The sequence below is a fragment of the Allobosea sp. P4_H5 genome, assembly GCF_056400825.1.
Genome location: NZ_JBFUKM010000004.1, coordinates 64,933 through 84,544, shown reverse-complemented (window position 1 = coordinate 84,544; position 19,612 = coordinate 64,933). Strand labels below are relative to the sequence as shown.

Annotated in this window: 19 protein-coding genes; 17 read left to right on the top strand and 2 right to left on the bottom strand. The window is 67.3% G+C overall.

The window, feature by feature from the left end:
- Nucleotides 1–139 precede the first annotated feature (139 nt).
- The 5 genes from AC1DS0_RS09425 (at nucleotide 140) to ypfJ (ending at nucleotide 5,849) form a co-directional block, all read left to right on the top strand.
- On the top strand, nucleotides 140–940 hold the full coding sequence (locus AC1DS0_RS09425) for a uracil-DNA glycosylase (RefSeq protein WP_476814100.1): 801 nt from the start codon (nucleotides 140–142) through the stop codon (nucleotides 938–940).
- 140 nt (nucleotides 941–1,080) lie between these two features.
- A complete protein-coding gene (locus AC1DS0_RS09420; protein WP_476814099.1) occupies nucleotides 1,081–2,511 on the top strand; it encodes a cytochrome ubiquinol oxidase subunit I in 1,431 nt (476 codons plus the stop codon).
- 12 nt (nucleotides 2,512–2,523) lie between these two features.
- Nucleotides 2,524–3,528 carry a cytochrome d ubiquinol oxidase subunit II gene (gene cydB, locus AC1DS0_RS09415; RefSeq protein ID WP_476814098.1) on the top strand — a complete coding sequence of 335 codons (1,005 nt, stop codon included), beginning with the start codon at nucleotides 2,524–2,526 and terminating at the stop codon, nucleotides 3,526–3,528.
- A gap of 54 nt (nucleotides 3,529–3,582) precedes the next feature.
- Nucleotides 3,583–4,842, top strand: coding sequence for a M20/M25/M40 family metallo-hydrolase (locus AC1DS0_RS09410; RefSeq protein WP_476814097.1), 1,260 nt, complete (start codon nucleotides 3,583–3,585; stop codon nucleotides 4,840–4,842).
- A 116-nt stretch (nucleotides 4,843–4,958) separates the two neighbouring features.
- Entirely contained in the window at nucleotides 4,959–5,849 is an 891-nt protein-coding gene (ypfJ, locus tag AC1DS0_RS09405) for a KPN_02809 family neutral zinc metallopeptidase (RefSeq protein WP_476814096.1), read from the top strand.
- A gap of 3 nt (nucleotides 5,850–5,852) precedes the next feature.
- On the opposite strand, the gene AC1DS0_RS09400 is transcribed toward ypfJ, so the two are convergent.
- Nucleotides 5,853–6,341, bottom strand: coding sequence for a glycosyltransferase family A protein (locus AC1DS0_RS09400; RefSeq protein WP_152016907.1), 489 nt, complete (start codon nucleotides 6,339–6,341; stop codon nucleotides 5,853–5,855).
- Between the two features lie 117 nt (nucleotides 6,342–6,458).
- Between AC1DS0_RS09400 and AC1DS0_RS09395 the strand changes: the two genes are divergently transcribed.
- From AC1DS0_RS09395 to AC1DS0_RS09380, 4 genes are all read left to right on the top strand, one after another.
- Nucleotides 6,459–7,646, top strand: a complete 1,188-nt coding sequence (locus AC1DS0_RS09395) for a PA0069 family radical SAM protein (protein ID WP_476814095.1) — start codon at nucleotides 6,459–6,461, stop codon at nucleotides 7,644–7,646.
- 146 nt (nucleotides 7,647–7,792) lie between these two features.
- Nucleotides 7,793–8,413: a ribonuclease HII gene (locus AC1DS0_RS09390; RefSeq protein WP_476814094.1), complete on the top strand. Its 621-nt coding sequence runs from the start codon at nucleotides 7,793–7,795 to the stop codon at nucleotides 8,411–8,413.
- 16 nt (nucleotides 8,414–8,429) lie between these two features.
- Complete coding sequence (locus AC1DS0_RS09385; protein ID WP_476814093.1) at nucleotides 8,430–9,221, top strand: PhzF family phenazine biosynthesis protein; 792 nt, start codon at nucleotides 8,430–8,432, stop codon at nucleotides 9,219–9,221.
- Nucleotides 9,222–9,441: 220 nt separating this feature from the next.
- Nucleotides 9,442–10,644: a DNA methyltransferase gene (locus tag AC1DS0_RS09380; protein ID WP_476814437.1), complete on the top strand. Its 1,203-nt coding sequence runs from the start codon at nucleotides 9,442–9,444 to the stop codon at nucleotides 10,642–10,644.
- On the opposite strand, the gene mutY is transcribed toward AC1DS0_RS09380, so the two are convergent.
- Nucleotides 10,641–11,711 carry an A/G-specific adenine glycosylase gene (gene mutY, locus AC1DS0_RS09375; RefSeq protein ID WP_476814092.1) on the bottom strand — a complete coding sequence of 357 codons (1,071 nt, stop codon included), beginning with the start codon at nucleotides 11,709–11,711 and terminating at the stop codon, nucleotides 10,641–10,643. The two genes, AC1DS0_RS09380 and mutY, sit on opposite strands and share 4 nt — an antisense overlap.
- A 96-nt stretch (nucleotides 11,712–11,807) precedes the next feature.
- On the opposite strand from mutY, the gene AC1DS0_RS09370 reads away from it, so the two are divergent.
- The 8 genes from AC1DS0_RS09370 (at nucleotide 11,808) to AC1DS0_RS09335 (ending at nucleotide 19,558) form a co-directional block, all read left to right on the top strand.
- Nucleotides 11,808–12,305: a DUF721 domain-containing protein gene (locus AC1DS0_RS09370; protein WP_476814091.1), complete on the top strand. Its 498-nt coding sequence runs from the start codon at nucleotides 11,808–11,810 to the stop codon at nucleotides 12,303–12,305.
- 83 nt (nucleotides 12,306–12,388) lie between these two features.
- Complete coding sequence (locus AC1DS0_RS09365; protein ID WP_476814090.1) at nucleotides 12,389–13,009, top strand: DsbA family protein; 621 nt, start codon at nucleotides 12,389–12,391, stop codon at nucleotides 13,007–13,009.
- A gap of 144 nt (nucleotides 13,010–13,153) precedes the next feature.
- Nucleotides 13,154–16,609, top strand: coding sequence for a chromosome segregation protein SMC (gene smc, locus AC1DS0_RS09360; protein WP_476814089.1), 3,456 nt, complete (start codon nucleotides 13,154–13,156; stop codon nucleotides 16,607–16,609).
- Between the two features lie 118 nt (nucleotides 16,610–16,727).
- Nucleotides 16,728–17,300: an AtpZ/AtpI family protein gene (locus AC1DS0_RS09355; protein WP_476814088.1), complete on the top strand. Its 573-nt coding sequence runs from the start codon at nucleotides 16,728–16,730 to the stop codon at nucleotides 17,298–17,300.
- A 48-nt stretch (nucleotides 17,301–17,348) separates the two neighbouring features.
- A complete protein-coding gene (locus AC1DS0_RS09350; RefSeq protein ID WP_152016897.1) occupies nucleotides 17,349–18,095 on the top strand; it encodes a F0F1 ATP synthase subunit A in 747 nt (248 codons plus the stop codon).
- A gap of 62 nt (nucleotides 18,096–18,157) precedes the next feature.
- Nucleotides 18,158–18,385 carry a F0F1 ATP synthase subunit C gene (locus AC1DS0_RS09345; RefSeq protein WP_091831801.1) on the top strand — a complete coding sequence of 76 codons (228 nt, stop codon included), beginning with the start codon at nucleotides 18,158–18,160 and terminating at the stop codon, nucleotides 18,383–18,385.
- 127 nt (nucleotides 18,386–18,512) lie between these two features.
- Nucleotides 18,513–19,067, top strand: coding sequence for a F0F1 ATP synthase subunit B (locus AC1DS0_RS09340; protein WP_476814087.1), 555 nt, complete (start codon nucleotides 18,513–18,515; stop codon nucleotides 19,065–19,067).
- Nucleotides 19,068–19,075: 8 nt separating this feature from the next.
- On the top strand, nucleotides 19,076–19,558 hold the full coding sequence (locus AC1DS0_RS09335) for a F0F1 ATP synthase subunit B family protein (protein ID WP_476814436.1): 483 nt from the start codon (nucleotides 19,076–19,078) through the stop codon (nucleotides 19,556–19,558).
- The last annotated feature ends 54 nt before the right edge of the window (nucleotides 19,559–19,612 follow it).

The window sequence follows — 19,612 nt, the reverse complement described above, 5'->3', positions numbered from 1 at the left end:
TAGTTTATATATGAACTATCTTGATCAACCCGCCAAGCGCTGCCGCAAGGCTGATTGGAATTCCTCTATCCGGGGCTCCCGTTCATTTTGCAACAGCGAAGGGCTCGCTTCGTTCCGAACGCCGCTCTATTCTCCCGCCATGTCGCTCGACGCCGTCTCCGCAGCCGAATTGATCGCCTGGTACGCCGAAATGGGCGTGACCGAGGCGCTCGACGAAACGCCGCACGACCATTTCGCAGCCGCACCAGAGCTGGCGCGACAGCCTGTCGCACGCCCCGTCGCCGCTGCGCAGCAAGCGGTGCGGCGCCCTACGGCCGTAGCGGCTGCCACCCCGCCGGACGAAGCTGCGCTGTCGGCCCGGGCGCTGGCGCGCGAGGCGACGACGCTGGATGAGCTCAAGACGGCCCTCGCGAGCTTCGAGGGCTGCCCGCTCAAGGCGACCGCAAAGAACCTCGTCTTCGCCGACGGCAATCCGGCCGGAAAGGTCATGGTCGTCGGCGAGGCGCCCGGCGCCGACGAGGACCGAGCCGGCCTGCCCTTCGTCGGGCGTTCGGGCCAATTGCTCGACCGGATGCTAGGCGCGATCGGCCTCACCCGTCAGGAACATGTCTACATCGCCAACACCGTGCCCTGGCGGCCACCCGGCAACCGCACGCCGACGCCGCAGGAGGTCGCGATCTGCCTGCCCTTCATCCAGCGCCAGATCGAATTGGTCGACCCCGACATCCTGGTCTGCATCGGCGCTCCCTCGGCGCAAGCGCTGCTCGGCGTCACCGGTATCCTGGCCTCGCGCGGGCGCTGGATGGAATACGACACCGGCAGGCGCATGATCCGGGCGATCGCGACACTGCACCCGGCCTATCTCCTGCGCCAGCCCTTGCAGAAGCGCCTGGCCTGGCGCGACCTGCGCGCGCTCAAGGCCGCTCTCGCCGCGCTTTGACGCAGCGGCGCGATGCCACTGCGTCATCGGCACCGGCTGCCCTGTTCCATCGCCTTGATTATTCCGAGTGCAAAGTAGACGCTGCAACCAGCAGGGTCATTCGGCCATGACGTTCGTGGCCGGCACGCCGGAGCGATGCGATGGAAATCGACGCCTTTCTGCTGTCACGCATCCAGTTCGCCTTCACGATCTCCTTCCACATCGTCTTCCCGGCCTTCACGATCGGGCTCTCCGCCTATATCGCGACGCTGCTTGGCCTATGGCTGAAGACCGGTGACCAGAAATTCCACCTGCTCGCCCGGTTCTGGACCAAGATCTTCGCCGTCACCTTCGCCATGGGCGTGGTCTCGGGCATCGTGCTGTCCTACCAGTTCGGCACGAACTGGAGCCGCTTCTCTGTCGCCGTCGGCAATGTCATCGGTCCGCTGATCGGCTACGAGGTGCTCACCGCCTTCTTCCTCGAGGCCTCGTTCCTCGGCGTGCTGCTGTTCGGCTGGAAGCGCGTGCCGCCCTGGCTGCATTTCCTCTCGGCCGTGATCGTCGCCGGCGGCACCGCCCTCTCCGGCTTCTGGATCCTCTCCGCCAATAGCTGGATGCAGTATCCCGCCGGGCACGAGGTCCGCGACGGCATCGCCTACCCGGTCGACTGGCTGAAGATCGTCTTCAACCCGACCTTCCCCTTGCGCTTCGCGCATATGATGACGGCGGCCTACCTAACCACTGCCTTCGTCGTGCTGGCGACCGGGGCGCGCCATCTGCTCGCCGGGCATCGCACCGAATCGGCCAGGACGATGGTGCGCATGGCGATCCTGATGATCGCGCTGACCGCGCCGCTGCAGGCCGTCATCGGCGACTTCCACGGCAAGCAGACCGCGATCTACCAGCCGGCCAAGCTCGCCGCGATCGAGGCGCATTGGGACTCCTCCAAGCCCGGCGCGCTCGTGCTTTTCGCCTGGCCGGACGAGAAGGCCGAGCTCAACCGCTTCGAGATCGCGATCCCCGGCGTCGCCAGCCTGCTCACCCATGGCAGCATGGACGCGCTCTTCCCGAGCCTGAAGGATTTCAAGCTCGAGGACCGCCCGCCGGTGCTCATCCCCTTCTTCGCCTTCCGCCTGATGGTCGGCATCGGCACGCTGATGATCGTCTTTGGCTGGATCGGCGCCTGGCTGTGGAAGCGCGGCACCGTCTTCGAGACGCGCAGCTGGCTCTGGCTCGCCCAATACAGCTGGCCGGCAGGCTTCCTCGCCATCCTGTCGGGCTGGTTCGTCACCGAGGTCGGCCGCCAGCCCTGGCTCGCTACCGGCATCCTGCGCTCGAAGGACGCGGTCTCGCCGGTGACGACGCTGGAGGTCGCGATCTCGCTGGCGCTGTTCGTCTTCGTCTACTGCGTGGTCTTCGCTGCCGGCATCGCCCTGATCAACCGCCTGATCGACAAGGGGCCGGACGAGATCAGCCTGGAAGACCCGCCGGAGCAACCCTCGAAGCGGCCGCTCAAGGCCGCGCAGGCGCCGGCCTCCGCCATCTTCGGCGACGGCCATCCCGGCGACGACAAGATCCAGCCGGCGAACTGAGGAGAACCTGAGATGGAATGGTATCTCCCCGTGATCTGGGCCGGGCTGATCGGCACCGCCGTCATGCTCTATGTCGTGCTCGACGGTTTCGACCTCGGCATCGCCATCCTGTTCCCGACGACCAGGGACGAGAGCGAGCGCGACCAGATGATGAATTCGGTCGCGCCGTTCTGGGACGGTAACGAGACCTGGCTGGTCCTCGGCGGCGGCGGCTTATGGGTCGCCTTTCCCTATGCCTACGCCATCATCATGCCGGCCTTCTACATCCCGGTGATCCTGATGCTGCTGGCGCTGATCTTCCGCGGCGTCGCCTTCGAGTTCCGCTGGGTGGCCAAGCCCCATCACAAGATCTGGGACCTCGCCTTCTGGGCGGGATCGACGGTGGCGGCCTTCGCGCAGGGGCTGATCCTCGGCGGTCTGCTCCAGGGCGTGAAGGTGGTCGACAAGCAGTTCGCCGGCGGCCCGCTCGACTGGCTGACCCCGTTCACCCTTATGTGCGGCGCCGGCGTCGTCATCGGCTATGCCACGCTCGGAGCGACCTGGCTGGTCTACAAGACCGAAGGGCCGGTGGCCGAGCGGGCGCGCCGGCAGGCCAGGACGCTGCTGCTGGGCCTGCTCGCCTTCGTGGTAGTGATCTCGCTGTGGACGCCCTATGCGCATCCGCGTATCGCCGAGCGCTGGTTCGCCCCGTCGAACCTCGTGCTGCTCTGGCCTTTCCCGGTGCTCACCGCCTTTTGCGGCTACATGGCCTGGAAGCGGCTGCATGGCGCGCATGAGTTCACGCCCTTCGCCTTCACCATCGCGATCTTCCTGCTCTGCTTCCTTGGTCTCGCGATCTCGAACTATCCCTATCTCGTGCCGCCCGGGCTGACGATCTGGGACACGGCGGCGGCGCCAGCCTCGCATGTCTTCGTGCTGATCGGGGTCAGCTTCCTGCTGCCGATGATCCTGTTCTACACGGCCTTCGTGTACTGGACCTTCCGCGGCAAGGTGAAAGCCGATGCCGGCTATCATTGAGGCCCCCCACACGTAGGATGGGCAAAAGGAAGCAAGCCTGAGCGGGATGAAGCCATGAGCGGGATCGAGACATTGCGTCGCGCAGCGGTGGGCATCTTGATGCTGGCTGCCGTCCCAGCCCTGGCGGCTCCGCAGAAGCCGGTCCTCGACGCGGCGGAGGCCGAGAAGCCCGCTTATATCGAGACGCTCAAGGCCCTGGTCTCGATCGAGTCAGGCTCGCGCGATGCCCCGGGACTTGCGACGATCGCCGCCCTCATCGCCGAGCGGCTGAAGGCCCTGGGCGGCGAGACGGAGCTGATCGACTCGGCCGAGCCGGCACGATCACCAGCCAAAATCGCGCTCGCGCGCTTCAAGGGCAGCGGCACCAGGAAGATCCTGCTGCTGGCCCATATGGACACCGTCTACACCAAGGGCATGCTGGCCCAGCAGCCCTTCCGGATCGAGGGCGACAAGGCCTATGGCCTCGGCATCGCCGACGACAAGCACGGCGTCGCCCTGATCCTCCACACCGTCGCGCTGCTCAACACGCTCGCGGCCAGGGACTATGGCACGCTCACCGTCCTCATCAACGGCGACGAGGAGATCGGCTCGGCCGGGTCCAGGGCGCTTATCACCAGGCTCGCGGCCGAACAGGACGCCGTGTTTTCCTGCGAAGGCTCCGGGATCGGCCAGGACACGCTCCGCCTCGCCACCAGCGGCGTCGGCTCGGTGCAGCTCAAGGTCACCGGCCGGGCCTCCCATGCCGGCAGCTCGCCGGAGCAAGGCCGCAACGCGCTCTACGAGCTCGCCCACCAGATCCTGCAGATGCGCGATCTCTCCAAGCCGGAAATGGGCCTCAAGCTGAACTGGACGCTCGCGTCCGCAGGCTCGGTCAGCAACGCGATTCCGGCCGAAGCGAAGGCGCAGGGCGACATGCGGGCGCTGCGCATGGCCGATTTCGACCTGATCGAGGCCGCGGTGAAGGAGCGTATCCAGAACAAGCTCATTCCCGACACGGTGGTGGAAGCGACCTTCACGCGCGGGCGCCCACCCCTGGCGCCGACCGAGGCCAGCAAGGCCCTCGGCGCGCATGCCAAGCGCGTCTTCGGCGAGATCGGCCGCCCGCTGACAATCGCTGAAAGGGCAAGCGGCGGTGGAACCGACGCGGCCTATGCCGCGCTTCAGGCCAAGGGGCCGGTGATCGAGGGCTTCGGCCTCAGGGGCTTTGGCTCCCATTCGAATCAGAACGAGTACGTCGCGCTCGATTCGATCGTGCCCCGGCTCTATCTCCTGGCGCGCATGATCGTCGACGTCTCGCGGGACCAGACCAAATAGCGCGGCCTCGCGCCGATCGAGGCTCTCTCGCTCGGCTCACACACCTAACGAACGGTGCGGCTTGAGTTCCGCCGCGTCCTCGCCGACATTGGCGGCGCTGCAACAAGGGTTCGCACATGCGTTGGGAAGATTACCGCCAGTCCGAGAACGTCGAGGATCGGCGCGGCGGTGGTGGTGGCGAATATGCCGGCCTTCCCGGCGGGCGCGGTGGCATCGGCATCGGCACCATGGTCGTGCTCGGCCTGCTCGGCTGGGCGCTCGGCATCGATCCACGCCTTTTGATCGGCGGCGCCGAGATGATCGGCGGCATCGGTGGACGCAGTGCGCCGACACAGGAGCAGCGCAAATCTGCCGGCCCGCCGCAGGACGAGATGGGCAAGTTCATTTCGGCGGTGCTGGCGCAAAACGAGGACATCTGGACGAAGGTGCTGCCGCAGCAGGCCAACCGGAAATACACACCGCCCAAGCTGGTGCTGTTCAGCGGCGTCGATCGCTCGGGCTGCGGCACGGCCCAGTCGGCGATGGGGCCGTTCTATTGCCCCAACGACCAGCGGGTCTATCTCGACCTCTCCTTCTTCCAGGAGATGCAGCGCAAGCTCGGCGGCGGCGGCGACTTCGCCTATGCCTATGTCATCGGCCATGAGATTGGCCATCACATCCAGAATCTGCTCGGCATCCTGCCCAAGGTGAACGAGCTGCGCCAACGGATCTCCGAGCGCGAATCGAACGCGCTGTCGGTGCGCGTCGAATTGCAGGCCGACTGCTTCGCCGGCGTCTGGGCCTACAACCTCCAGGCGATGGACCGGATCGAGGCCGGCGACATCGACGAGGCGATGCGAACAGCTTCGGCGATCGGCGACGACAAGCTGCAGCAGCAGGGCCGCGGCGTGGTTGTGCCGGATTCCTTCACGCACGGCTCGTCGGCGCAACGCACCCGCTGGTTCAACACCGGCTTCAAATCCGGCTCGCTGCAGAGCTGCGACACCTTCCGCACCAACCAGCTCTGAGCCTCAGAGCTCGGCGCGCTCGCGGCGGACCGTAAGCCGGCGCGGCGCACGCGCCAGCCGGCCGGAGAGGATCTGCTTCTTCGGCGCGAGCAGCCCCGCCCTGACGCCGCGCGAGCGCAGCGAGACCGCGCCCCATTCGCGCAGCGCCGCAGCCATGCCGCGCAGCGGCATCAGCGCCGGCCGGGCCGCTGCGGTCAACAGATGCCGCTCGATGCTCGGCGTCCATTGCGGCTCAGGCAGGTCGCCGGCCTCGAGCAAGATCACCCAGTCGCCGCGCGCCTGGGCTACTCCCGACGACCAGGCCTCGCCGGCCTTGGCCTTGACATAGCTCGCGCCGGTCTCGTCGGCGAGCCGCGCGATCGCGGCGTCGTCGCCATCGTCGACCACCACGGCATGGCCAATCACGCCCTTGGCGACCGCTGGAATCAGCACGGACAAGGTCGCGGCGAGCGCCTCGGCGTCACGATTGGCCCAGATGACGGCGGTGATCATGAGGGATCAGCTTATGACGCAGTGCAACATGTCGCAATCCTGTCACTTGTCTTTTGTTCTCTATATGTTCACATTCCTTGGTCTCGGATCATCCGATTCCGCCGAGGAGACGAAGCCATGCTGCAGGCCAGACCTTCAGCCAGGACGCAACCGCTCAAGCGCCGCGACAGCGAGCCGGGCACGGTCTCGGCACCGGTGCGGCTCGCGCCGGTCGATCCGCTCGCCCATATCGGTAGCCAGATCGACCCCGACAGGCGGCGTGGACGCGGCGCGACGATCAACCCCGGCGGCCGCTATGAAGCCGAGCAGCGCATCAGCGAGGATGATGGCTGGGGCTCGCTCGGCGAGCTGCCGCCGTTCAAGACCGAGGTCTCGGTCGAGAAGCCGCGCACGATCATTACACGCAATGACTCTCCGGATATTTCCTTCGACCGCTCGATCAACCCTTATCGCGGCTGCGAGCATGGCTGCGTCTACTGCTTCGCGCGGCCGAGCCATGCCTATCTCGGCCTCTCGCCCGGTCTCGACTTCGAGAGCAAGCTGACCGCCAAGCCCGATGCGGCGCTGCTGCTTGAGAAGGAATTATCCTCACCGAGCTACCAGCCGCGCACCATCGCGATCGGCACCAATACCGACGCCTACCAGCCGATCGAGAAGAAGCTCAGGATCATGCGTGGGATCCTGGAGGTGCTGGCGAAGTTCAATCACCCGGTCGGCATCGTCACCAAATCGGCGCTGGTGCAGCGCGACATCGACATTCTCGCGCCGATGGCGGCGAAGGGGCTGGTCAAGGTCGCGCTCTCGGTGACGACGCTCGACCCCAAGCTAGCCCGTAACATGGAGCCGCGCGCTGCTTCGCCTGCCAAGCGCATCGAGACGATCCGCAAGCTCTCGGAAGCCGGGATCCCGGTGACGGTGCTGGTCGCGCCGATCGTGCCGGCGATCAACGAGCATGAGATCGAGCGTATCCTCGACGCCGCCAAGGCGGCGGGCGCGCGCGAGGCCGGCTATGTGCTGCTGCGCCTGCCGCTTGAGGTGAAGGACATCGTGCAAGACTGGCTGGTGACGCATCATCCCGACAAGATGCGCCATGTCGTCTCGCTGATCCGCTCGACCCGCGGCGGCAAGGACTATGATGCCGCCTGGGGCCAGCGCCAGGTCGGCTCCGGCCCCTATGCCTGGATGATCGGCCGGCGCTTCGAAATGGCGGCCGAGCGGCTCGGTTTCAACAGCACGCGGCTGCGGCTGCGCACCGACCTCTTCGTCAAGCCGGAGAAGGAGAAGGCGCAGCTCAGTTTGTTCTGAGAGGCATATGACCTCCATGCAGGTCGTCCCGGACAAGCCGCGCCAGCGGCGCCGATCCGGGACGACAACTCGGGGTCGGGGAGCTGGCAAGTGGACAATATGCAATTCCGGCAGACCTTCGAGCCACGATCTGGCATAGCCGTGCCATGACCGCCGATTTCAGCCGCGAGCAAGCCGCGATGATTGCCGGGCGCGCCCGCGTCGCCGGCGTGGATGAGGTCGGGCGCGGCCCGCTCGCCGGCCCGGTCGTCGCGGCCGCCGTCATCCTCGATCCCCTGGCGATCCCTGACGGGCTCGCCGATTCGAAGGAGCTCAGCGCTCAGCGCCGGGAAGAACTCTGCGTGCTGATCCTCGCCAGCGCGCTTGCTGTCGGTGTCGGCAGCGCCTCGGCGATCGAGATCGATACGATCAATATCCGGCAGGCGACACTGCTTTCCATGCGGCGCGCGGTTGGAGCACTATCGCTGTCACCCGATCTCGTCCTAGTCGACGGCAACGATCCGCCGGCGCTGGCCTGCGGCTGCGAGCCAATCATCGGCGGCGACGGGCTGATCGCCTCGATCGCCGCGGCCTCGATCGTCGCCAAGGTGACGCGCGACCGGATGATGGCGCGGCTCTCGCTGACCTACCCCGCCTATGGCTTCGCCAGCCATGCGGGTTACGGGACTGCCGTGCACCGTGCCGCGCTGAAGACGCATGGCCCCTGCCCCGCGCATCGCTATTCCTTCGCCCCGATCAAAGGTGTCTGGTCGCGCTCGATCGCTTGAGCCTGCCGGAGACGCCATGTCTATCTTGACTATGCATCAGGTCGACGCGTTCACCGACAAGGTGTTCGCCGGCAACCCGGCCGCCGTCCTGATCCTGGACGATTGGCTGCCCGAGCCGACGATGCAGGCGATCGCCAATGAGAACAATCTGGCTGAGACCGCCTTCGCCCGCCCAAACGGCAGCGGCTGGGACCTGCGCTGGTTTACCCCGGTCCACGAGGTCAATTTCTGCGGCCATGCTACGCTCGCGACCGCGCATGTCCTCGCCAGCGCCCACGGCGTCTCCGACGACATGGAATTCCTGACCCGCGTCGGTCCGATCCGAGTCTCGCGGCAGGACAATGGCTACCGGCTCGACCTGCCGGCCTTCGCTCCAGAGCCGGTCGATGCTCTGCCTGCGGTCATCGCCGCGCTCTTTCCGGTTCCGCCGCGAGCGCTCTTCCGCAATTTCGAGAACGTCTTCGCCGCGCTGGCGGACGAACAGGCCGTGCGCGACTTCGTGCCCGATGCCGCCGCGATCGCAACTCTCGCCCCGCTCTGCTTCGGCGTCACCGCACGCGGCGACACGCATGATTTCGTCTCGCGCTATTTCGCGCCGAGCGCCGGGATTCCGGAAGATCCAGTCACCGGATCGATCCATGCGACGCTCGTTCCCTACTGGGCCGGCGAGCTCGGCAAGACGCGCCTCGAGGCCTTCCAGGCCTCTGCGCGTGGAGGGCATCTGAGCTGCGAGCTGGCCGGCGAGCGCGTGCTCATCACCGGGCAGGCGGTGACCTTCATGAAGGCCGAAATCTACCTGCCCGAGTGACGGTCGGGAGCCTCGCGGAACTGCCTCCAAACTGCCGCAACGGCAGCTGCAGGCCGCTTACCTTTCCTTAATCTCCGTTACGAATTTCCAAACACATTCAATAGGCTAGGCAAAATCTGCAGCCCCAGAATGGGACGCATTTTTTTCAACCTGGAAACCCGCCCTTTACCCTGACCAGCCAGGATCGCGACTGTTGAAGTTGCGTAACGGTCTTGGCGTCATGAGTACCTCGCGTACCGGGACCGCCAGCGCTCCCGTCCGGATTCAGGTTTCGCGTACCGGACGGCCCGCGCTGGGGGCCCGGATGAAGGCCAAGAGCCTTCTCCACTCTCAGATACTCCCTCGCGAGCTTCCGCTCGACCAGGTGATCGTGGGCGATTGCGTCGCCGCGATCGAGGCCCTCCCCCCCGGGAGCGTCGACCTCGTCTTCGCCGATCCTCCCTATAATCTCCAGCTCGGCGGCGATCTGCGCCGGCCCGACGACAGCCTCGTCGACGCCGTCGACGACGACTGGGACAAGTTCGCCTCCTTCGCCGATTACGACACCTTCACCCGCGCCTGGCTCACCGCCTGCCGCCGGGCGCTGAAGCCGGATGGCGCACTCTGGGTGATCGGCTCCTATCACAACATCTTCCGTGTCGGCTCGATCCTGCAGGATCTCGGCTTCTGGATGCTGAACGACATCGTCTGGCGCAAAGCCAACCCGATGCCGAACTTCCGCGGCCGCCGTTTCACCAATGCGCATGAGACGCTGATCTGGGCGGCGCGCGGCGAAGCGTCCAAATACACCTTCCATTACGAGGCGCTGAAGGGCGGCAATGACGACCTGCAGATGCGCTCGGACTGGTATCTGCCGCTCTGCACCGGCGACGAGCGCCTGAAGGACGACAAGGGCGCCAAGGTCCACCCGACCCAGAAGCCCGAATCACTGCTCGCCCGCGTGCTGCTCTCGGCCAGCAATCCCGGCGACGTGGTGCTCGATCCCTTCTTCGGCACCGGCACGACCGGCGCCGTCGCCAAGGCGCTCGGCCGCCATTTCATCGGCATCGAGCGCGAGCAGGTCTATGCCCAGGCGGCGCGCGAGCGCATCGCCGCGGTGCAGCCGCTACCGCCGGAAGCCTTCGCTACCGCGCCTTCGAAGCGCAGCGAGCCGCGCGTACCCTTCCTCAGCCTGGTCGAGGCCGGGCTGGTCAGGGCTGGCGAGACCGTATTCGACGAGAAGCGCCGTCACAGCGCCACCATCCGCGCCGATGGCACGCTGGTGCTCGGTCCGGCCGTCGGCTCGATCCACAAGGTCGGCGCACTGGCGCAGGGGTTGCCGGCCTGCAATGGCTGGACCTTCTGGCATGTCGAGCGCGAGGGCAAAGCCATGCTGCTCGATGTCCTGCGCGGCGAGATCAGGACGCAGATGGCAGCGGCCTAAGGCCGCTGCAGCTCTTCCAGTCCGGCCTCAAGCGCCTTCAGGAAGACGTTCGGAAACGCCTCTTCCTTCAGCCTGTTGAACGGCGTGAAGCGCATGCCCTCCGGCGCCTGCGTCTCCAGCGGCACGTGCCCGGCGAAGACAGTCAGCTCCAGCGGGAAATGCGTGAAGACATGACGGACCGGCAGCATCAGTCGGCGCCATTTCGCTGACACCGGTGCGTCACGCAGGGCATCGTCCACGTCGTAATCCGCTCGCCAGTCGCCGCCGGGCACTTCGACCATTCCCCCGAGCAAACCCTTGGCCAGGCGGGTCCGGACCAATACGGCGCCATCCTCGCGCATCGCGACGAAGGCCGCGCCATAGCGGGTCTTGCCGGTCTTCTTTGCCGCCTTGCGCGGAAAGCTCTCCTGCGTCCCAGCGATGCGCGCCTGGCAGGGCTCACGCCAAGGGCAGAGCCCGCAGGCCGGCGAGCGCGGCGTACAGATCGTCGCGCCGAGATCCATCAGCGCCTGCGCGAAATCTCCGGGCCGGTCGAGCGAGAGCAGCGCCAGCACCCGCTCGCGGATCAGCGGCTTGGCGCCCGGCATCTCGTCTTCGATGGCGAAGAGCCGGGTGATGACCCGCTCGACATTGCCGTCGACCGCGACCGCCGGCCGGTCGAAGGCGATCGCGGCGATGGCTCCCGACGTATAGGCGCCGATGCCCGGCAGAGCGCGCAAGGCGTCTTCCGTATCGGGAAAGCGGCCGCCATGCTGATACGCGACAGCCTGGGCGCAGGCATGGAGATTGCGGGCACGGGAATAATAGCCGAGCCCGGCCCATGCCTGCATGACGTTCTCCGACGGCGCGCCCGCCAGCGCCTCGACGGTCGGAAACCGCGCCATGAAGCGTTCGAAATAGGGCTTCACCGCCGCGATCGTGGTCTGCTGCAGCATGATCTCGGAGACCCAGACGCGGTATGGATCGGCCCGCTCGCCCGGCAGCGCGCGCCAGGGCAGGACGCGGCGATGGCGGTCATACCAGGCGAGGAGATCGGCGGCGCGAGGCTGGGGAGCGGGAGCGTCCATGACCTCCGATGTAGCGTGGTAGACAAGGTAAGCAAGCGCCCCTCGACCTCGCAAACGGGTGTTTGTCGAGAGCAGCTGCGGCTATAGGATGGCTGCATGCCCGCAAAACCCCTCGCCGAACTGATCGACGACTGCCTCGCGCCCGCGCTCGCCGCCCAGGGCTTTGCGGGGCGCTCGGTCGTCGCCTTCTGGCCGGAGATCGTCGGCGAGCGGCTGGCGCAGCGCACGCGGCCACTCAAGATCGACTGGCCGCGGCGCCGTGGCGCGCCGGGAGAGCTTTCGGACCCGGCGACGCTGGTGGTGCGCGTCGAGGGCGCCTTCGCGCTGGAGATGCAGCAGCTCGGGCCGCTGGTGCTGGAGCGGGTCAACAGCCATCTCGGCTGGCGCGCCGTCGGCAAATTGGTGCTGAAGCAGGGGCCGGTCGCGCTGCCTGCCGCACCGAAACCGGCCCCGCCGCCGGACCCGGCTGCGCTGGCGCGGATCGAGAAGCAGGTCGCATGCGTCGAAAGCCCCGAATTGCGCGCGGCGCTGGCGCGGCTCGGGCGTGGCATTGCGCAGCGGCGCCAGGTCACGGGCGACGACACGGCTTCGTGAGCGGGAAGCAGCGAACCGATCTTGCCACAATCCTGATGGCGACTATGGTCCGCAGCAATTGCTTCGCCATCAGGGATTGTCTCATGACCAGCCGCCGCCAGGTGTTGATCGGCTCCGCCGCCTTGGCCCTCTCGCCGCTTCTCGCCAGCCAGGGCGCCTCGGCCCAGACGCTTCCCGGCGTCGCCAACCCGCTTGGCGACGTCTGGCTCGGCAACGCCGACGCCAAGGTCTCGATCATCGAATACGCCTCGCTGACCTGCAGCCACTGCGCCACCTTCCACAAGGACACCTGGCCGGCGCTGAAGGCGAAGTACATCGACACCGGCAAGGTGCGTTTCGTGCTGCGCGAGTTCCCGCTCGATCCGCTGGCCACGGCGGGCTTCATGCTGGCGCGCTGCAATGGCACCGACAAATACTATCCGCTGACGGACCTGCTGTTCGCGCAGCAGCGCAACTGGGCCTTCACCGAAAAGCCGGTCGACGCGCTCTCCAACCTGGTCAAGCAGGCCGGTTTCACACAGGAATCTTTCGAGGCCTGCCTGAAACGTCAGGACATTTACGACGCTGTCACGCAGGTTAAGGAAGGTGGGTCCAAGGCTGGCGTGGACTCCACCCCGACCTTCTTCATCAACGGGCAGAAGCGCTCCGGTGCACTCAGCCTCGCCGAATTCGACAAGATCCTCGAGCCGCTGCTCGGCAGCTGACGCGCGCGTCCTTCTCCCCTTGGGGGAGAAGGTGTCTGCGAAGCAGACGGATGAGGGCAGCGCAGCGCTACTTCATCCTTCCCTCATCCGTCAGCGCTTCGCGCTGCCACCTTCTCCCCCGAGGGGAGAAGGAAGGATGCGTCGATGCAGCTGACGCGCCTCAAGCTCGCCGGCTTCAAGACCTTCGTCGAACCGGCCGAATTCCAGATCGAGCCAGGACTAACTGGCATCGTCGGCCCCAATGGCTGCGGCAAGTCCAATCTCGTCGAAGCCCTGCGCTGGGTGATGGGCGAAAGCTCGTTCAAGAACATGCGCGGCTCGGGGATGGACGACGTCATCTTCGGCGGCTCGTCCGAGCGCCCGGCCCGCAACATGGCCGAGGTCGCGCTCACCCTCGACAACAGCGACCGCAAGGCGCCCGCCGCCTTCAACGAGGCCGAGGTGCTCGAGGTCACGCGCCGGATCGAGCGCGAGGAAGGCTCGACCTACAGGATCAACGGCAAGGAGGTGCGCGCCCGCGACGTGCAGCTGCTCTTCGCCGACGCTGCCACCGGCGCGCGTTCACCGGCATTGGTGCGACAGGGCCAGATCAGCGAGATCATCTCGGCCAAGCCGCAATCGCGCCGGCGCATCCTGGAGGACGCCGCCGGCATCGCCGGGCTGCACAGCCGCCGGCACGAGGCGGAGCTGCGCCTCAAGGGCGCCGAGGACAATCTCAATCGGCTGGAAGACGTGCTCGCCGAGATCGACGGCCAAGTCGAAGCCTTGCAGCGCCAGGCGCGCCAGGCGACGCGCTATCGCAACCTCGCCAGCGACATCCGCAAGGCCGAGGCCGTGCTGGCGCTGATCGCCCATCACGAGGCGCGCACGCAGGAAGCGGCAGCCGAACGCGCCCTCGAAGCGGCCGTGCGCGAGGTCGCCGACAAGACCGGTGTGCAGGCGGAAGCGGCCCGGTTGCAGGCAATCGCAGCGCATGCGCTGCCGGCGTTGCGCGAAGGCGAGGCTGCCGCGGCGGCCGCACTCGTGCGCTTGAAGCGCGGTCTCGACGAGATCGAGGCCGAGAACCGGCGCGCCAAACAGCGCACAGAGGAACTGGCCAAGCGGCTCGCCGAATTGCAGAGCGATCTCGCCCGGCAGGACAGCCTCGGCAAGGACGCGAGCGACAGCCTGTCGCGCCTGACGACCGAGGATGAGAGTCTGCAGCTGGAGGGCGAGGCAGCGGCCGGTGGCAGCAAGGCCGCGGCAACCGAACTCGCCGAGGCGGAAAAGGCACTGGCAACGGCGGAAGCGGAGCATGCCGCCGTGCAGGCGCGCCTCTCCGAGCTCGCCGCCCGGCGCGGTGCACTCGAACGGGCCCTGCGCGAGGCGAAGGAAAGCGAGGCTCGCCACGCCAGCGAGCGCGAACGACTGCAGCGCGACCAGGCAGCGCTCGATGCCGACGGCACCGCCGCCTCGCTCGACGGATTACGCGCGATGGTCGCGACTGCGGAAACGGCAATGCGGGGCGCAGATGCTTCCGCGGCCACCGCGCGCAGCGCCCTCTCGGCAGCGCGCGAGGAGGAGGCGGGACTGCGCGGACCGGTCGCGGAAGCCGACCGCAAGGCGCAACGCCTCGAAACCGAAGTCCGTACCTTGCAGAAGCTGCTCGCCCCAGCGGCGGGCGGACGCTGGCCGGCGATCCTCGATTCGATCGCAGCAGCCAAGGGCTATGAAACGGCGCTCGGCGCGGCGCTGGGCGACGATCTCGATGCCTCGGCCGATCCGGCTGCGCCGGCGCATTGGTCCGACAGTGGCAGCGGCGAAAGCGACCCTGCGCTTCCCGACGGCGCCGAGCCGCTCGCCAAGCATGTCCGCGGGCCGGCGGCGCTCGCCCGGCGCCTGCGCCAGGTAGGCGTCGTCTCCCGGGCCGATGGCGCCGGATTGCGGCCGAAGCTGCTACCGGGCCAACGGCTGGTCTCGCGCGAAGGCGATATCTGGCGCTGGGACGGCTTCACCAGTGCGGCCGAGGCGCCCTCGCCTGCCGCCCGCCGGCTCGCCGAAAAGAACCGGCTCGGCGATCTCGAGCGCGAGGCGCAAGCGGCGCGCGAAGCATCCGAAGCGGCGCGTGATGGCCTCGACCAGGCGAGCGAGCGCACCAAAGCTGCCGCGCAAGCCGAGACGAAGGCGCTGGAGGCGATCCGCGAGGCCAGACGCAGCCTCGACCACGCGCGCGAGCGGCTGGCCCAGGCCGAGCGCAAGGCCGGTGAGACGGCGGCGCGCCGCTCGGCCCTGACCGAGGCGATCGGCCGGCTCGGCCAGAACATCGCCGATGCGCAGGCGCAAACCGAGGCCACGAATCAGGATCTGGGGGGCCTCGCCCCGGCGCCCGAACTGGAAGGTGCCCTGCTCGCCGCCCGGGCCGAACTCGGCGAGCGGCGCGCTGCAGCCTCCGAAGCGCGGGCGCGGGTGCAGACCCAGGGGCGCGAGGCCGAGCTGCGCAGCCGCCGGCGTGAGGCGATCGCAGGGGATCTGCGCGCCTGGCGCGAGCGCGCAGCCACCAGTGAGCAAAGCGCCGCCGATACGCGCGGGCGAATCGAGACGACGGCGGCCGAGCACAAGGCGCTGCTGGAGGCCCCCGACACTTTCCTGGTCGAGCGCCGCCGGCTCCTCGCGGAGATCGAGACTGCGGAGGGGGCTCGCCGCGCCGCCGCCGACAAGCTCGCTGCCGGCGAGGTCGCGCAGGCGGAGGCTGACCGGCAGGCTCGCGCGGCGCTGGAAGCGTTGTCGGCGACTCGTGAGGCTCGGGCGAGCGCCGAGGCCAGGCTGGAGGCAGCGCGCCAGCGCCTCGCAGACGTGGTGCGCCAGATTGTCGATGGACTGGAGACCGAAGTCGCAAACCTGCACCAGCTCGCCGGGCTGAAAGTCGGCGACACCCCGCCGGATGCGGAGGATGTCGAGCGCCGGCTGGGCGGGCTCAAGGCCGAGCGCGAACGACTGGGGGCGGTCAACCTGCGCGCCGACGACGAACTGAGCGAAGTCCAGGGCAAGCGCAGCGGCCTTGCGACCGAGCGCGACGACCTGACCGAGGCGATCCGGCGCCTGCGCCAGGCGATCGGAGCACTCAACCGCGAAGGAAGGGAGCGGCTTCTTGCCGCATTCGAGATCGTCAACGGCCATTTCCAGCATCTGTTCGGGGTGCTGTTCGGCGGCGGCACCGCCGATCTCACGCTGGTTGATTCGGAAGACCCGCTCGAAGCTGGGCTCGAGATCATCGCGCGCCCCCCGGGCAAAAAGCCGCAGGTGATGACGCTGCTCTCCGGCGGCGAGCAGGCGCTGACCGCGACCGCGCTGATCTTCGCGGTGTTCCTGACCAACCCTTCGCCGATCTGCGTGCTCGACGAGGTCGACGCTCCGCTCGATGACGCCAATGTCGAGCGCTATTGCGACCTGCTCGAGGAGATGGCGCGCAACACCGCGACGCGGTTCATCCTGATCACCCACAACCCGATCACCATGGCCCGCATGGACCGGCTGTTCGGCGTCACCATGGCCGAGCGCGGGGTCAGCCAGATGGTCTCGGTCGACCTCGCCACGGCCGAGCGCATCCGCGAGGCGGTCTGACATTATTGCCGCGGCGCACAAGAATCGTCCCCAGCGCCCTGCGGCAGTCTAAAATCATTTTATTTTTCAAGGCATTAATCGCCCCTCACTCGGCTTGACACCATATGACCCCGTCAATATGGTGCGCCCGATTTTTCCGGGTGGCGGAGCTTTTTTCATCGCACGGAACGATCGGCAATCCGATGAGCGCACGCCACGACGATCCGGTGCCGGATCGGCTGATCAGGCAGCGCAAATCAGCGACAAATCCGGTATTGTCCGGTTCTCCAGGGGACCGAGCACGGAGGGGTCGTGTCATGACGGCGGTCGAGCGGCAATGACGGGCCAGGACGGAAAGAGTTCGGGCCCGGGGCGGCCTGCGGACAAGGATGCGAGCCTGGAAATCCGGCTCAAATCCCTCGATGCAGGCCTGAAGCGCGCGACCAACCAGACGGAAGCCGAAATCCGGCGCGAGAGCACATCCGCCGATTCCAGCGGAATCGGGCAGGCGATGCGGCTTTCCACGGAATTCGTTGCCGGCATCATCGTCGGCGGCGGGCTCGGCTGGGCCGTCGATAAATGGCTGGGGACGGCGCCCTTCGGGATGATCGTCCTGCTGATGCTCGGTTTCGGCGCTGGCGTGATGAACGTCGTGCGCGCAGCGGGCTTGATGAAATCGCGCACTGACGATAAGTCGAGCGCGCAGAACTGAGGCTCGGTCCCGAAAGGGGCCGTCTTATGGCAGGAACAAGGGCGACAGATGGCTGGTCCGATCGAACAATTCGAGATCAAACCGATCGTGTCTCTTGGCAAGATCGGCGGAAGCGAAATCGCTTTCACCAATTCCGCCCTGTTCATGGTCGCCGCCGTCGCCATCATCGTGCTGCTGTTCGTCTATGGCACGCGCAACCGCTCGCTGGTTCCAGGCCGGCTGCAATCGCTGGCAGAGATGGGCTACGAGTTCGTAGCCAACACAGTGAAAGACTCGGCCGGCCATGACGGCATGAAGTTCATGCCGCTGGTGTTCTCGCTCTTCATGTTCGTGCTGGTCTGCAACATGCTCGGCATGATCCCGGGCTCGTTCACCGTCACCAGCCACCTGGTCGTCACCGCCGCGCTCGCCGCGCTCGTGATCTTCACCGTCATCATCTACGGCATCGCCAAGCACGGCGCCCATTTCTTCGGCCTGTTCGTGCCCAAGGGCGTGCATCCGCTGATGCTGATCATCCTGGTGCCGATCGAGGTGATCTCCTTCGTCTCGCGCCCGATCAGCCTGTCGGTCCGCCTCTTCGCCAACATGCTGGCCGGCCACATCGCGCTGAAGATCTTCGCCGGCTTCGTGGCGACGCTGCTCTTCGCCGGCGGCTGGGCCATCCTCTCGCCGCTGCCGCTCGTGCTGACCGTCGCGCTGATCGCGCTGGAATTCCTGGTCGCCGGACTGCAGGCCTATGTCTTCGCCGTGCTGACCTGCATCTACCTGCACGACGCCCTGCATCCGGGCCACTGAGCGGCCCTGATCTTAAAGTTCACCCCTCAACTGTCACAACTATCCCCCTAAGGAGCATTTCCATGGATCCCGTCGCAGCCAAGTACATCGGCGCTGGTCTCGCTTGCCTCGGCATGGCCGGCGCGGGCATCGGCCTCGGCAATCTCTTCGGCCAGTTCCTCTCGGGCGCCCTGCGCAACCCGTCGGCGGCCGATGGCCAGCGCGGCACCCTGCTGCTCGGCTTCGCGCTGACCGAAGCGCTCGGCATCTTCTCGCTGCTGATCGCGCTGCTGCTGCTCTTCGCGGTCTGATCGCGAACACTACCCGAGCCTGCCGCAGGCGACGACCCTCATAGGGCGTCACGCGGCAGGCTCCCGCCTCCCTTCCCATATCGCCGTGCGAACCGTCCGGGCTCGTGCGGCCGGATGAGGTTCAGTGATGGCAGCGCCAGCCACGACCACCGGAACGACCGCCCATGGCGGCGCGGCTCCCGCCCATGGCGGCGGCTTCCCGCCTTTCCAGGGCGAAACCTTCGCCTCGCAGCTGCTCTGGCTGGCGATTACCTTCGGCTTCCTCTACTGGCTCGCCGCCAAGGTCATCGTGCCGCGTCTCGGCGGCATCCTCGAGGACCGCGCCAACAAGATCGGCAACGATCTCGACGAGGCGGCCGCGATGAAAGCCAAGGCCGAAGAGGCCGGCCAGGCCTATGAGAAGTCCCTTGCCGAAGCCCGCGCCAAGTCGCAGGCCATCGCGCAGGAGACGCGCGAGAAGGTCAACGCCGACAGCACCGAGCGGCGCAAGGGCGTCGAGGCCGACCTCGCCGCCAAGCTCGCCGATGCCGAGGCCAAGATCGTCGCCACCAAGACCGAGGCGATGAGCCATGTCGATGCGATCGCCGCCGACGCGGCCGGCGCCATCGTCAGCCACCTGACCGGCACGGCTCCGGCCCCGGCCGACGCCGCCAAGGCGGTCAAGACCGCGCTGGGAGGCTGAGCACCATGTTGAGCAATCCGACCTTCTGGGTCCTCGTCTCGACCGTCATCTTCCTTGCCATGGCGGTGAAGATGGGTGCTCTCAAGAGCCTCACCGGCGCGCTCGACGCCCGCGGCGAGCTCGTCGCCCGTGAACTCGCTGAAGCCCGCCGCTTGCGCCACGAGGCCGAGCTGCTGCTCGCCGAGTTCGAAGGCAAGCGCAAGGCAGCCGAGGCCGAGGCCGAGGCGATCATCGCTAACGCCAAGGACGAGGCCCAGCGCCTCGCCAAGGACGCCGAGGAGAAGCTGGCGGAGTTCGTCACTCGCCGGACCAAGTCGGCGCAGGACAAGATCGCCCAGGCTGAGACGCAGGCCACCGCCGAGGTCCGCGCTGCTGCCGCCGAGGCTGCGACGCGCGCCGCCGAGGTCATCCTGCGTGGCCAGGTCGCCGGCAAGGCCGGTGCCGACCTGATCGTCGCCGGTCTCAAGGATGTCCGCGCCAAGCTCAACTGAGCCGACAGCGCCATCACGAGAAACGAAAACGCCGCGGCCTTCGGACCGCGGCGT